Origin of the sequence: Metabacillus sp. 22489 (assembly GCF_052044855.1) — a bacterium.
GTDB lineage: Bacteria > Bacillota > Bacilli > Bacillales > Bacillaceae > Metabacillus > Metabacillus niabensis.
Window position 1 is genome coordinate 32,163 of the sequence record NZ_JBQENT010000007.1, and the last position, 14,646, is coordinate 46,808.

The 14,646-nt window shown below is 36.0% G+C and carries 17 protein-coding genes; all 17 read right to left on the minus strand.

Annotated elements, in window-relative coordinates; translation table 11 throughout:
* Positions 1 to 69 precede the first annotated feature (69 nt).
* Complete coding sequence (locus tag ACTJJ9_RS06090) at positions 70 to 1,911, minus strand: glycosyltransferase family 2 protein (RefSeq protein WP_145581248.1); 1,842 nt, start codon at positions 1,909 to 1,911, stop codon at positions 70 to 72.
* 91 nt (positions 1,912 to 2,002) lie between these two features.
* A complete protein-coding gene (gene hag, locus ACTJJ9_RS06095) occupies positions 2,003 to 2,818 on the minus strand; it encodes a flagellin Hag (protein WP_145581249.1) in 816 nt (271 codons plus the stop codon).
* A 388-nt stretch (positions 2,819 to 3,206) separates the two neighbouring features.
* Positions 3,207 to 3,437 (minus strand): carbon storage regulator CsrA, encoded by a 231-nt coding sequence (gene csrA, locus ACTJJ9_RS06100; protein WP_095299758.1) that lies wholly within the window; start codon positions 3,435 to 3,437, stop codon positions 3,207 to 3,209.
* A 12-nt stretch (positions 3,438 to 3,449) separates the two neighbouring features.
* Positions 3,450 to 3,887: a flagellar assembly protein FliW gene (fliW, locus tag ACTJJ9_RS06105; protein WP_145581250.1), complete on the minus strand. Its 438-nt coding sequence runs from the start codon at positions 3,885 to 3,887 to the stop codon at positions 3,450 to 3,452.
* A gap of 21 nt (positions 3,888 to 3,908) precedes the next feature.
* Positions 3,909 to 4,478, minus strand: a complete 570-nt coding sequence (locus tag ACTJJ9_RS06110; RefSeq protein ID WP_145581251.1) for a DUF6470 family protein — start codon at positions 4,476 to 4,478, stop codon at positions 3,909 to 3,911.
* Between the two features lie 42 nt (positions 4,479 to 4,520).
* Positions 4,521 to 5,411, minus strand: a complete 891-nt coding sequence (gene flgL, locus ACTJJ9_RS06115) for a flagellar hook-associated protein FlgL (RefSeq protein ID WP_145581252.1) — start codon at positions 5,409 to 5,411, stop codon at positions 4,521 to 4,523.
* A 17-nt stretch (positions 5,412 to 5,428) separates the two neighbouring features.
* Entirely contained in the window at positions 5,429 to 7,018 is a 1,590-nt protein-coding gene (gene flgK, locus ACTJJ9_RS06120; RefSeq protein WP_145581253.1) for a flagellar hook-associated protein FlgK, read from the minus strand.
* 16 nt (positions 7,019 to 7,034) lie between these two features.
* Positions 7,035 to 7,514 carry a flagellar protein FlgN gene (locus tag ACTJJ9_RS06125; protein ID WP_186324150.1) on the minus strand — a complete coding sequence of 160 codons (480 nt, stop codon included), beginning with the start codon at positions 7,512 to 7,514 and terminating at the stop codon, positions 7,035 to 7,037.
* 18 nt (positions 7,515 to 7,532) lie between these two features.
* On the minus strand, positions 7,533 to 7,793 hold the full coding sequence (flgM, locus tag ACTJJ9_RS06130; RefSeq protein WP_145581255.1) for a flagellar biosynthesis anti-sigma factor FlgM: 261 nt from the start codon (positions 7,791 to 7,793) through the stop codon (positions 7,533 to 7,535).
* A 79-nt stretch (positions 7,794 to 7,872) separates the two neighbouring features.
* Positions 7,873 to 8,292 (minus strand): TIGR03826 family flagellar region protein, encoded by a 420-nt coding sequence (locus ACTJJ9_RS06135; protein WP_145581256.1) that lies wholly within the window; start codon positions 8,290 to 8,292, stop codon positions 7,873 to 7,875.
* A 57-nt stretch (positions 8,293 to 8,349) separates the two neighbouring features.
* Positions 8,350 to 9,039, minus strand: a complete 690-nt coding sequence (locus tag ACTJJ9_RS06140; protein WP_186324151.1) for a ComF family protein — start codon at positions 9,037 to 9,039, stop codon at positions 8,350 to 8,352.
* Positions 9,020 to 9,325, minus strand: coding sequence for a late competence development ComFB family protein (locus tag ACTJJ9_RS06145; protein WP_095299749.1), 306 nt, complete (start codon positions 9,323 to 9,325; stop codon positions 9,020 to 9,022). The genes ACTJJ9_RS06140 and ACTJJ9_RS06145 overlap by 20 nt, the downstream gene beginning before the upstream one ends.
* Before the next feature lie 72 nt (positions 9,326 to 9,397).
* Positions 9,398 to 10,888 carry a DEAD/DEAH box helicase gene (locus ACTJJ9_RS06150; protein WP_440768539.1) on the minus strand — a complete coding sequence of 497 codons (1,491 nt, stop codon included), beginning with the start codon at positions 10,886 to 10,888 and terminating at the stop codon, positions 9,398 to 9,400.
* 9 nt (positions 10,889 to 10,897) lie between these two features.
* Positions 10,898 to 11,098 (minus strand): SANT/Myb-like DNA-binding domain-containing protein, encoded by a 201-nt coding sequence (locus ACTJJ9_RS06155; protein ID WP_095299747.1) that lies wholly within the window; start codon positions 11,096 to 11,098, stop codon positions 10,898 to 10,900.
* Between the two features lie 245 nt (positions 11,099 to 11,343).
* The gene (locus tag ACTJJ9_RS06160; RefSeq protein ID WP_145581313.1) at positions 11,344 to 12,186 is read right to left on the minus strand and encodes a DegV family protein; all 843 of its coding nucleotides are present in this window, start codon (positions 12,184 to 12,186) and stop codon (positions 11,344 to 11,346) included.
* A gap of 449 nt (positions 12,187 to 12,635) precedes the next feature.
* Positions 12,636 to 13,319 (minus strand): response regulator transcription factor, encoded by a 684-nt coding sequence (locus ACTJJ9_RS06165; protein WP_095299745.1) that lies wholly within the window; start codon positions 13,317 to 13,319, stop codon positions 12,636 to 12,638.
* Positions 13,320 to 13,389: 70 nt separating this feature from the next.
* Complete coding sequence (locus ACTJJ9_RS06170) at positions 13,390 to 14,568, minus strand: sensor histidine kinase (RefSeq protein ID WP_145581314.1); 1,179 nt, start codon at positions 14,566 to 14,568, stop codon at positions 13,390 to 13,392.
* Between the last annotated feature and the right edge of the window lie 78 nt (positions 14,569 to 14,646).

Below are 14,646 nucleotides of genomic sequence, written 5' to 3' on the forward strand. Positions count from 1 at the left end.
TCCAAATAAAGCCAATGATTGAATGGATCATTGGCTTCGCTTCCTAAAAGGTATGTTGAAATAGTCAGGTTATCTTTTAATATTTATTAATTGATGATGAAATCTAAAATCATCTGGATATAAAACATTTGCATACTTAGATACTTCAACTGCATTATCATGCGCATTTGTTTGAATAAGACTATTTATGATGTTCACAAAGTCTTGTTCTTTTAAATAACTCCAATCAATTTTTTCATATAATTGAAGTGCCTCAACTTTAAATCCATTTGTAAATAATATTCTCGCTACTTTCCCCTGTTCATCCGGTTCTATTGAATTAATATGATTTAAAAATTTTGTACATAGTGCATATTGTTTATAATTCATAAGAATTTGAAAAGCAGTTAAATATAAATCATTATCAATATTCTCACTATGAGTCTCTTCATTTATTAGTTTTATAAGAGTATTTAATGAAACTTCACCCTTAAGCTGTTCCATTAAACTTGCAATACGAGTATCCTCCTGAATGATGTCTCTTAATAAATATAAATCGATAATATTAATCCAATTTGATTTTATAAGATCCATTGCAGTAGTTTCCTCAAGAATATCTTGTATTTCTGCTAGATCCCCTTGCTTTTCTACAGCTATTTTCTTTAATAATCCGACCTGGTATAATAAGTTATTTTCTTCCTTAACTTCCACTAAAATAGATAAGGCTAAATCAAAATTTCCAATTTCAAAACATGCCCGAACATATTGTCTTATATTATTTTCATTTATTAGTTCACTTCTATATAAAAACTCTTTTATTTCTGTTATAGAGTGAAATTTATTCAATATAAAAATAACTTTATTTATTGATTCTTCATTATGCTTGTTTATATTTAACACACTAGTATAGTGAAAAATTGCGTTTTGATAATCCTCTTCATAAAGGAAAATTTCCCCTAAACGGCTATGAGGCTTTTGGTCTTTTAAATCAGGTCTAAAAATAATGTGATTGTATCTCGCCGAGTTATTTACTATTTCTAAAAATGCTGCCTTAGCATCTTCCATTTGACCTCTTAAATAAAATACTTCACCTTTTAGGTAAAGGAACTCTGGAGAATTCTCATAAATTGTTTCTGCATCACTTATTACGTTTAATGCATCATTATATCTTTTTAATTGGATTAAACATATAATTATTTGTATTAACGTCGTTGATACCCATGATAATCTAAAGTCAGACTTTTGTTTATATGCTTCGATATAAGCCTCAAGTGCTTTATTTGTTTCACCTATAGAGGAATATTCATTCCCAAGATTAAAATAGTCAAAGGCATTTTTATTATCACTTTGCATCTCAATATCTATAAGCTTTTTATTTCGAGTATTTTTATCTTTTTCACTAACAGTGTGCTTCAAGTATCCAGAGTGAAAAATTAATAAATTTGAATTTTTATAACTTAATTCTAAGCCTTCATTATGTCGAAACTGTTCATGAATTTTACGATAATAGCTGATCTTTCCATTATTTTTATATATTCTATCATGATAGTTTTGAACCAATGCTTCACCAAAATTCCCTGAGAAGTTTAGTATTTTTGCATAATAAGCATCGTACTGATCGCTATCATTTTTTAATTCTAAAGTAAAGCTTTTAAAATTCTCTTCATCTACATATTCATCCGCATCAAGTACCAAAATCCATTTTCCTGTTGCTTTTGAAGCTGCAAAATTACGAGCAATAGAGAAATCATCTACCCATTCAAAATCATAAATATTAGATGTATATTTTGAGACAATTTCCTTTGTCTTATCAGTAGATCCAGTATCAACAACTACTACTTCATCAACTAAATGAGCTATTGAAGAAAGACAACGTTCTATCACTTTCTCTTCATTTTTTACGATCATACATAAAGATATAAATGGTTTCATTTCTGTTTCCTCCTAGAAGTAGTAAACCCAATAAAAATATCGTGCCATAAAATACAGCACGATATTTCTTTGAGATTACTACTGTTAATGATTAACGAAGTAATTGAAGAACACCTTGTGGTTGTTGGTTAGCTTGAGCAAGCATTGCTTGAGCAGCTTGAGCAAGGATTGAGTTCTTAGTTTGAGACATCATTTCGCTAGCCATGTCAACGTCACGTACACGAGACTCAGCAGCTGTTAAGTTTTCTTGAGAAGCACCTAAGTTATTGATAGTGTGCTCTAAACGGTTTTGAACTGCACCAAGCTTAGAACGTTGTTGTGATACTAATTCAATCGCAGCATCGATTTGGCTGATAGAAGAACTTGCTAATGCATTTGTACCAACTGATACATTTGTTGTATTTAATGATAAACCTGTAGTATCCATAGAAGAAATAGTAATGTTAATTACTTGTCCTTCGTTAGCACCAATTTGTAAAGTACCAGAGAAGTTTCCGCCTAATAGGTTTTGAGTGTTGAACTCAGTAGTATCAGCGATTCTGTCGATCTCAGACATTAATTGGTTTAACTCGTCTTGGATAGCAGTACGGTCAGCTGTAACGTTAGTATCGTTACCACCTTGAACTGCTAGTTCACGCATACGTTGAAGGATTGCATGTGTTTCGTTTAAAGCACCTTCAGCAGTTTGGATTAAAGAGATACCATCTTGAGAGTTCTTTCCAGCCATTTCTAAACCGCGGATTTGACCACGCATTTTTTCAGAAATTGCAAGACCTGCTGCATCGTCGCCAGCACGGTTGATGCGAAGACCTGAAGATAATTTCTCCATTGATTTAGATTGTCCGTTGTTTGCAGCAGTTAATTGACGGTATGTGTTTAAAGCTGCGATATTGTGATTAATTCTCATTTTGTTTTTCCTCCTTGAATTTAGGCTCATTCACATCCTTGTGAATGAATAGATATTTTTCAAGTGAAAACACATTTTGTCGGCCGCCATGTTGTGTTTTCACCTTACACTAATATTATCGACATGGTTTTTAATTATTTAATAGTTTTTTTAAAAGTTTTATATGTTTTTTTATGTCCAATTATTTCCTTTACTATTTGAAGAAACATTCGGTTTTCCCCATAGGTTGGTGCTTTCCGTTATCGTTTAGATGCGTTCTATTAGGAGCCTCCTCTAGTAAATGCTTTTCCCTTACAAGCAGTCTTTCTCATTCTTCTAGTGAAGTCTAGAAAGCCTCTCAACCCAAAAGCTTTACGAACACAAAAAAATAGACCCCCTATTTCACTTCTTAGAGGTCTATTTTACTTGCTTTTAAATTACTTATTAATTTTTCACTAATGGAAGCTGCTTCATTATTTGATTCTTGGATACTTACGTAAATTTCTTTCCGATGTATTTCAATATGCTTTGGGGCATTGATACCTAATTTAATTTGATCACCGTGTACAGAAAGAACCGTAATTTCAATCTCTCCGCCTATTTGAATTGCTTCACCGGTTTTTCTCGTCAATACAAGCAAAGCTTCCACCTCCTACTTTTGGATAGCATTTTCAATGATTTTATCCTTTGTTGTGTACGCTGTATCTGTTAAAATGACTTGTTTTGCTAATTTTGTTCCGATATTAATCACTAATGGTGCTAGTAAATTTGCTGTCGTTTCTGCAAATGGTTCCTTAACAGTTAAAATTGTGAACACTTGAATGTCTGTTTCCTTTTCTACCTTTAGCGACTCTTTATCTTGGTCTGATAATTCAAACTCATATTCTTTAAAAAATTCAAATGGATTCGTTACAACAAAGCCAAGCTCAGAGGTTTTCGTTGATTGCATAATCAATAATTGTCCCTTATCATCTAGAGGTAAAAAAACAAATTCCTTTTCGTCCAGGAATCCCGGTATTCCTTGCTCAAAGTGAATGAACTCATTTTGTTCTACCTCGATAGCTCCATGATATTTCGTTTGTATTTCCATATGTCACCATCCTTCTTTCTATTATGCCTTTATATCAATCATTTCAACATCTATTTTTAGATCGTTTCTTCTTTCAAGATAAATATTAACCTTACCAGGCTCATAGTCATAAATCGGTTTATTGACCTTCACATTAATGATTGGTTTATTAGGCTCTATTTCAATATTTACCTTAGCTGGGTCATATTGAATCTTCACACTTCCCGCAGATGGAATAAAACCTAGTCCAAATTCCTTCCATGGCTTTACACTATTTTGCTTTGCCTGACTCGGAATTGGATTTGAGCGGTTTTCTATTTTCATCAGCTCTGCACCTTGTTGGGTGCGTCGGGCTATTCCTGCAAGCAAGTCCTGATAACCGATTTGTGCAAATTCCTCTGTTCTTCGAAAAATTGATTTTAAATCAACGTCCGCTCTTGCCTGTGTTTGATCGATTGTTAGTTTTGAAGGAGTTGTGTTTATTGTCATATCTGCCTTAGGTTGTTCGATTGATAGATCTGCTTTAGGTTGACTGATATTATTTACTGCATTTGTTGTTTTAATCCCAATTTGTGCATTTGTACTTTCAAGTCGGATTTGCGGAATTCTCATTTGACCACTCCTAGTAAAAAAGCTATCTATTTGATAGATAGCTTATCTTAAAAAGTCGATTAAAGAAGGTTGAATAATTCTAGCTCCAACAGATAATGAAGCACGATGAATGCTTTCTTGAATAGTCAAATCTGTTATCACTCGTTCAATATCAGCATCCTCATTGTCAGATAAAATACGATTTGCAATAACCTCTTGGTCACTTAGGCGACTATCTACAAGTTCAAGACGATTATAACGTGCACCAAGCTCAGAACGCTCTGCTAGCATGGAATCGATATGCTTGTCTAAATCCGCAAGAAGCTCATCACCGTTTTCAAGCGTGCCTTCTCCGTCTAATAAATTTGTTTCTAACGCTGATAATGTATCAAAAAGTTCTTGGCTGAATACATTATTCGCATCGACATTTACCTTTAATTGAACACCCTTTGATACCTCAATATTATAAGCTGTTGAGTTTATTTGCGAAAAATCCGGATTACCATTTGCATCTAAAGGGATCGGCGGGTTTTTCGTCTGCGTACCATTAAAAATATAATTCCCGGCAACTTGGGTATTAGCAACTCCCATTAAATCCTCTTTTAATTGAGCAATCTCTACACCGATTGCCTTTAAATCCTCTGGACTATTTGTGCTGTTATTAGCCTGTACCGTTAGTTCACGTATACGTTGGATAACCTGAGTAGCCTGTTCAATCCCTGCTTCGGAATTTTCCATCCATGTATATGCCTCATTAAGATTACGCTTATACTGTTCAACCTCAGTCAAGTTTGTTCTGTAGAACATACCCTTTATCGCTACGACTGGATCGTCTGATGGTCGGCTGATTTTTTTCCCTGTTGCTAATTGGTCTTGATATTTTCCCATATTCGAATAACTTTTACTTAAATTTCGTAATGAGTTACTCGCTAACATACTTTGTGTTACTCGCATTTTCTTTCACCTACCTATTAGATTCCCATTTTATTAATAATTGTATCTAAAAGCTCATCCTGTAAAGAAATCATCTTTGCCGCAGCATTATATGCATGTTGGAATTGAATCATATTCGTCATTTCTTCATCTAACGATACTGCACTAACAGATTGTCTTCTTTGCTCAACAGAATCACGTAATACGTTACTATTCGCAGTGAGTCTTTCCGCCTGCTGTGCATCGACCGCCATACCACCGATAACGCCCTCATAAAATTCTTGAATCGTTGTTTTTGTTCCGTCAATATTGAGCGTTTTATTTTTAACTTCGGCGAGCTTTATCGCATTGCTCCCATTACCAACCTCAGCAGTTTGACCTTCTTCTGCAAAGGAAGCTGCGATATTATTTGTCGATTCTTTAATATCTGTTGTAATTTGAATGAGACTAGCTGCACCTTTATAGTCTTCATCTGATAAATATTGGTCTTCACCTGCTGCATTTACACCAAATGAAAAGAAATTAATATTAGTGTGTGCTGTTGGATTATTGTTCTCATCAAAATTCGATAGGCTCCAGCCTGCACTATGGACACTATTAAATTCCTTCGCAAAGCTATAGGCCATTTTATCTAGATTATCTAGCATTTCTGGATAAAGTCCTACTTCAACAGCTTCCCCATTTTCGGTATACGTATATCCATATGAATCAATTAAACTACTAATCTTACCTGAGCTATTAAAGTCCAAAACATTGATTGAATCCCCGTTCCCAATCTTAACTGATTCGACTAATCCATTATCATTATGATATTGTACGGAAACCTCGCTAACCGTTTGCGCCTTACCATCTACTAAAGTACCAAGAGAGTTTCCATTGTCATCAACGATTTGAACGGTAACAGATCCTTCTGCAATATCTAATGAATTCCCACCGCTCTTATCATAAGATATCTTCACATTTGCTAACGATGATAGCTTATCTAATAAGACATCTCGTTCATCATATAAATCATTTGGTAAATAGCCATTTGGCTCAATGCTAGCGATTTGCTTATTAATGTTGTTTAGCTGGTTTGCTATTGAATTTATTTCATCCACTGAAATATTTAACTCACTTTTCAAGTCAGATTGCACAGACTTTAATGATGTCGATAAATATTGAAATGTATTCGCAACAGCAATTCCACGTTCACGGACTACTGCGCGAGCTCCTGAATTTGTAGGGTTTACAGCTAAATCCTGTAATGACTGCCAGAACTGATCCATTGTTGCTGACAAACCTGTGTCAGATGGCTCATTCATAATCTCTTCCATTTTCTTTAAAGCGTCAGCTCTAGTCTCCCAATAGCCCATTTTGTTGTTTTCCGAGCGGTATTGGACATCTAAAAAGCTATCACGAATACGTTGTACGCTACCAGCTTCAACACCTGTCCCCATTTGACCAGGAATTGTTGGCGCGTTAACGCCCAGTGACGGATACGGTTCAGTACTTTGAAAATTCACTCGTTGTCGTGTATACCCAGGTGTATTGGCATTAGAAATATTGTTACCCGTTGTGTAAAGTGCACTTTGTTGTGTGAACATTCCACGTTTGGCGATTTCAAGTCCCATAAATGATGAACGCATATTTTTCTCTCCTTACCTAAGCTTGCGAATCGAATAAAGATCGACGTTGCTTTTCGATCGGTTTATTTGCTGGTTTATTGTAGTTAAATTCTGTTTCTTGTGGCATAAGCATATCAAGTGTCATCGATACTAGCTGTATAGCTTGCTTTGCTAGTTCTCTATTTAATTCATTTGTTGCTTTTAAGCTATCGATTGTTTCTTTAAAGTCTTTCTCAAGTTCTTTAAGCTTGTCTTGCTCTGAACCTGTTGCTTTTTCAATACATGCTGACATCGATAACTCATCTTCACGTCCTAAAAAAGCAACAGTTTGCTTAATCCGCTCATCTTCAAGCTGAGATATAGCTTTCACAAACATTTGCTCTTTTTTTAATAATTCCTTTAGCTCATCAATGTTTTCACTTTTTAATATTTCTGTTTTTTGAAGGGTAAGTTGATAGAGATTTTTATGAAGTTGTAATAGCTTTTCTAGTGATAAAATTAATTCGGCTGCTGACAATATTTACCCCCCTATATGTTATTTCTTATAGAAATTAAGTAGCCCTTTAGCAATGGCCTTTGGGTCAATTGTATAATTACCGCTCTCTAATTGTGTTTTAATCGCTTGAACCTTTTCTTGTCTTGCTTTTGTCATCTCATTTGATGCTTGCAGATTAATTGCTTTTGAGGAAATCTCTACTTTATCTTCTTTTGTTTGTGATTTTTGCACTGCTGTATTTTTTTCTAAATTACGTTTATATGGATTGACTCCCATTGAGCCAATGTTATTAATTTTCATGAGTTTCCCTCACTTTCTTTTAAGCTCACCATTTGTCTACTATATATATCGGCGTTCATTTGCTATTTTTTAGCTTTTTCTATTTTTTAGTACTTTGGGAGTAGTAGGTTGTTTGAATGTTTGATGATTTATTGCGTTCACTAATTTTTTCTACCTCATCTAACTGATGTAGCTGCTCATTAATATCAGATGTACAGCTATTGCAAATTCTACCTTCTTTAATCGATTTACCACATTTTTCACATGGGTATCCTAAATTAGGAAAGTTAGATAATTGAATTCTTCCGTTACGTATAAATTTTAAAATTAAATCTTCATCTACCCCTGTTCCTTCGACGACTTCATGTAAAAGTGCTTTGCGATTTTCACGCTTACGTAAAAATTTATAAACAGTTTCGTATGCTTTTTCTTCTTCTTTAAAACATGCGTCACATACGGAACGAAATTGTGTTTTCACAAATAACGTATTGCATTTCGGACAATTTGATAATTCACCCATTGTTATTCTCCTATCCTTACGTTTCTATCCTTTATATCGGCAATAAACCTTCTTTTTTTAGCTTCTAATTAATGTTAAGGAATAAACCTTTTCGGCGCCATTTTGCAGAAGGATTTTTGCAGCATGTCGTAGTGTACTACCTGTTGTATATAAATCATCTACTAGGAGAATTTGTTTCTTTTCTATTTTACTGGATTCTCTAAGAGAAAACACACTTTCAGATAATAATCGTTCATGTCGTGATTTTTTTGATTGCTTTTTATCGTCTGATCTCGTGAGGGTGTCTAGCTGTGGAAGTGGGAGAAAGTCAGCGAAAAGCTTCGCTTGATTGAAGCCCCGCTCGTACAAGCGTTCCTTGCTAAGAGGGATAGGGATTGCGATGTCTAGCTTAAATGGTTTTAGAAACTTGTTATATGCTTCGATAAGCTCCTGCCTGAAGACTGCTGATAATGCAGCATCTCCTCTAAATTTATAAGTAGCAAGAACCTCCTTCATTGCCTCATTATAGGTAAAAATCGAAACATTTCTCTCAAGAATGTCTCGCCAATTGCTGTCTTCCTGCCATTTCATACAATCTTGACAAGGCTGCTCATTCGTCTGTGGTCTGTGGCAAAGCGGACAGGTTGACCCGGAAATTTTCTCGAATTGCTGAAAGCATTCCTCACACGTTGCCATTTCATTTAAAAGGAGGAGGCTTTTCCAAGATGGAGTTTCTGAAATTTCCTGTTTACAAATAAGACATCTCATTCGCATCAACCCTTTTTTGATAGGTTTTGCATAAAGGACGGTCAGATACAATTTTTGCACATTCAGCGAGCTTGACTACTAAAGACGTCATCTCCTGCTTGTCAACATAGCTTGCCTTAATGTACATGATTTTTTCCTTGTTCGTAACATAGCGTGGTTGAACATTATTTAATGTAAGCGCAATGATATCATCCATGCACTCATTACAGGTACATGTTAATTGCAGCTTATCTTTATATTCATCTAATAAATCTAGCATGATTTTTTCCATCGCGTTTATAATCATCTAAAAGAGCCCCTTGAATGAAAGTATTAGTAACTATTATGCCATAATAATTGTAGATTTTGAAGGAATATACTAGTTTTTAACAGAATTGTTCATTTTTCGTACAATGTCATTCATTTGTTGAATATGCTTTTTGGCCTCGACCATCGCTTTCGTTTTGCCATAATGAAAAAAGATAATGTCACCAGTTGGATAAGCAGCACTTCTGCCGACTCTTCCTGATATTTGCACAAGAGCACTCTCTGTAAAAATATCATCCTCACTGCCAAGCACAGCTACATCGCTGTTTGGAATCGTCACACCGCGTTCTAATATCGTTGATGTAACGATAATCGGAAATTCTCCGTTTCGAAAACGCTGAACCTTCTCTTTACGGGCAGGGTCTTCAGCATAGACACCTTCTATCCTTGAATCAAATTTACGACATATTGTCACTACTTGCTCAAAAATCGAAACAGACGGAACAAATAGGAAGGCTTGCTTCTTACTCTCTAGCTGCTTTTTAATCCAAGTAAGGATGACAGCCGGTAATGTGTCCTTTTTCAGCTGCTTTTGCCAATTACCACACCATGTAAATTTCGGTACTGGTAAAGGATGTCCATGGAAGCGACCAGGTATTTTGACGGCGTCGAGCTTCTTTTGCATAACGTCTCTTTTTAATTGTTTTGATGGAGTAGCAGTTAAATAAATTAATGAGCTTGTTTGTTTTCGTGACTTACTTACGGCAAATTGGAGAGATTTGTCTATTGAGTAAGGGAAGGCATCGACTTCATCAATAATGATGATGTCAAATGCTTCTTTAAATCGAAGGAGCTGATGTGTTGTAGATATATAAAGCGATGCACGCTGATGCTTTTCTTCACTTCCACCATAAAGGGCTGAAATCTTTGTCACCGGAAACACCTTTTTCAATCGTGGAGCTAGCTCAAGTACAACATCTGTACGTGGAGTTGCAAGGCAAATTCGTTTTTGATTTCGTAATCCGTATTCAATTCCTTTAAACAGTACCTCTGTTTTCCCTGCCCCACATACCGCCCATACGAGTAGCTGGTTGTTTTCCTTTATCGCTTGAACGACTCGATCTGAGGCAGCGGCTTGCCCTTTTGATAGCTTTCCGTCCCATGTGAAGTCGACCCTTTCCATCTCTTCATCATTAGGTCCTGACCAGCTAAACAATGGGGTACACTCACTAACTCTTCCCATCATAATGCAATTCCGACAATAAAAACAATTTGCTGCGCCACATCGAGCACAAGCAAAGGACGCAAATAAAGATGGGGAATCGTTCCCACATCGATTACAATAAAGCTTGTTATGTTTTCGGAAGACACCATAATTCAATTGAATATAGCCGTGATAGTAATGTTCTAGAATTGTTTCAAATGGGAATGGGATTTCTGATATGAGTAATTCCTTCCCTGCCATGTGTTGCTGTAGTTGTTTTGAATAGGAATATTGTGGTTCTGTCGGATTTTGTGGGAGTTCACTGAGATGTGCTATCGGCAAACCTTCGTGATATGAGAAGACGGGAGCTAACATTTTATTGTAGATTGTAAATCTCATGGTTCACCCTCAATTATTACCAACTATTTTTCGATAACGTTTTTCTACACTAATCGGAGTACGAGATAGTTCTGTCGCAATATGCTTAAATTTCATGCCACTGTTTCGCAGTTCTAAAAGCTTCCGATCCTCTAAGGTTGTCCAGTGACGATATGTCCTTTTTTTACCTTCATGATCTGCACAAGAGTTATGACGTGACGTCATACACATTTCTATCAAACCTTCTTTCAAGCTTTTCAATAAATATTATGGAGGATAAAATTGGACATGTCTACATATTGTACCTAATAAGGGAGGAAAGTACTATACGAAAAGCGGAAGCGCAACGACAAGCATAAGACAAGAAAAGAATGGAAGGAGCTCCTTACCCTTCTATTCTTTCTTGCCTTACCTCAAAGGGCTTGGCGCCAAAATGAAGTATGAAAAAATGAATGTTTCTAATATAAACTTAATACTTATTTTTTATACCAGCCTAAACCAATCGCACCTTCACCGAGGTGTGTGCCAATTACAGCACCAAAATAGCTAATCAAGCATTCGACATTCGGATACTTTTCTTCAAGCTCTTGCTTCATTGCTGCAGCTTCTTCTGGGCGATTTGCATGGATAACAACGGCACGAATTCGCTCGTTATTTCCAGCAACCTCGTGAAATAAGTCATATACACGGTTTAATGCTTTTTTCTTTGTACGGATTTTCTCAAATGGAACTATTACTTTATCTTCAAAGTGAAGAATTGGCTTTACCTGCAATAGGCTTCCAATTAATGCTTGCGCTCCACTTAATCGGCCACCGCGTTGGAGATTTGATAAATCATCAACAATAAAATATGCATTTACGGACTTTTTCATTTCATTTAATCGTTCGAGTATTTCTTCAGGGGTCCGGCCAGCCTTTGCCATTTCAGATGCCTCAAGTGCATAAAACCCTTGAACCATACAGCTAATTTCTGAATCAAATGGATAAACCTTTATTGTGTCAACCATCGTCCCTGCTGTTACAGCACCGTTATATGTACCACTAATTCCACTTGATAGATGAATGGAAATCACTGCATCATATTCCTTTGACAAATTCTCAAACAATTCAACAAACATTCCGACAGGTGGTTGTGAGGTTGTTGGAAGCTCCTGCCTTTCCTTCACCTTTGCAAAAAATTGTTCAGCAGTCATTTCGTTTTCCTCTTGGTACGTCTCATCTCCAAAAATCACGCTTAACGGAATCATATAAATATCGTGTTTGTCACGTAAATCCTTCGGGATATATGCGGTACTATCTGTTAAAATAGCCGTTTTCATCTTTTTTGTTTCCTTCCTTATTGAAAATCTTATTTATCAGACAATCGTAAACTTAGCGTTGCCTAAAGTTTCTACTTCTAAAGAAGCTAATCAAAGGAAGACGCTATGCATACCCTTAGTACAATTGTGCATAGTGACTTACTAATTGAAAACAACAGAAAAGAGTAACGAAGCCCGTTTTGTAAGATTTCAGTATTTCTTTTAGTGTACTATCATTTTAACGGATCATGTACTTAATTTCACTAATTAGATAATATTTCTAGAAAAAGCTTTATGATATTGCTAGACACTATTTTTAGAGAATCATATAAAATAAAGCTGTATTCGTAAGCTTTGTTGCTATTTTTGTGGGTTAGGCGGTGAGCCTCCCTTAACCTTTACAATATTTTAGTACCGAGCCAAAAATAAAAGGCCAGACTCTTTATGTTAAAAGTCTGACCTACTATTTATTACTTTACTTCTACCCAACCATTTTTAATCGCGACAACAACCGCTTGTGTACGGTCATTTACATTCATTTTTTGTAATATATTGCTTACATGGTTTTTAACCGTTTTTTCACTTATGAATAAAGCTTCGCCGATTCCTCGATTGCTTTTTCCATCTGCAAGCATTTGCAGAACTTCGCATTCCCGGCGAGTTAAGATATGTAATGGTCTGCGTATTTCTGGCTGCAATGGTTGATTGGATGCTTGTCCATTTGCAGTAGCAAGTCTTCTAAACTCATTGACAAGATTATGGGTTACGCGTGGATGTAAGTAAGAGCCGCCATCTGCGACAACTTTTACAGCATCGATTAATGTATCAGCATCCATTTCTTTTAATAAGTAACCTCTTGCACCTGTTTTTAATGCATGTGTGACATAATTCTCATCATCATGAATGGAAAGGATGATTACCTTTGCCTCTGGATTTGCTTCAATTAATTGCTTTGTCGCTTCTACACCGTTTACTTTCGGCATATTGATATCCATTATAACAACATCTGGTTTATGTGTTTCAACGATTTCTAACGCTTCTTCACCATCGTCACCTTCAGCAACGACCTCAAAGCTCGGTTCAAAATCTAAAATACGTTTAACGCCCTCACGGAATAATTGATGATCATCTATAATAACAATTTTTGTTTTCATGTCTACGCCTCCCCATTATATTCTATTCTATAAGCTATTGTTTGTGTCAATAAGTCTTTCGTACTCATTCTCATACTTTTGCAGGATTTGTTACTTGAAAGGGCACTTTAATCATGATAAATGTACCTAACCCCTTTTTGGAATCAACTGTAATTTTTCCCTCTAGCAGTTCTACTCGTTCTTTCATTCCAATTAGACCGAACGATTTTTTATCTCGGTTTTCTTTTACTGTTTTTACATTGAAGCCTTTTCCATTATCTTTGATGATCATACTAATATAATCGTCCTCAACCTCTACCCTTACATTAATTTCAGTTGCTTCCGCATGCTTTATCGCATTTGTCACTGCCTCCTGCGCCAGCCGGAACAAGGCAACCTCGAATCTTGGGGGAAGGCGAATGTCACTAAGACAGCCAATGCTATGAAATAGGATTTTTGTTCTCCCATCATATTCTTCGATCGTGTTTAAATATTTTTTGAGGGTTGGAATAAGTCCCAAGTCATCCAGCGCCATCGGTCTCAAATCATAGATAATTCTTCTTACCTCGTACAAAGCATTTCGAACATTATCACGAAGATTGCGGATTTCTTTAAAGCCGTCCTCCGTTCCACGCTCACGGAAAATTCTTTCAATGAGCTCTGAACGCATCATGACATTTGCAAGCATTTGTGCCGGTCCATCATGAATTTCACGCGATACTCGTTTCCGCTCTTCCTCCTGTGCTTCAATAATTCGCAAACCAAAGTCCTGCTTTTGTTGGGCATCCTCCAACAATATTCCGACCTGTCGCAAATCACGATTCAAATAGTTTAAAACAACCGTAATTTGGCTAACGAGTGTTTCTGAGCGTTCAATAATTTCCTGCAAGCCTAATAAACGTCGCTCTAGATCATCTCTACGATCTCTAAGCTGTTTCTCATGCTGCTGCATCATTGAAAGATCTACTTGAAGTTTATGGGCTTTTTCATATGCCTCACGAATTTCATCTTCGGAAAATTGCTTAAAATGCTTACTCACCTGTGCAAGTCGATTACGAGCAATTCTTGAATGAACCTCAAGCTTATCTCCTTCTTCAATCACAATGCTTACTTGACGTTTAATATCAGCTAATTCCTCAACAAGTGATTCATATTGCTGACGTGACTGTTCACCAATTTGAAAAATTTCATCCTTGCTTGAATCAACAGTATGGATCATTTTATCTATTATTTCGTCTAACAGCTTACTATCAAGTTTTATCGGGTTCATACGGCATTCCTCCTATTTATGTCCCCTTTGTTTTTATGTAATTTTTTCTTTAATATTCTACATTTTGTCACATTTTAC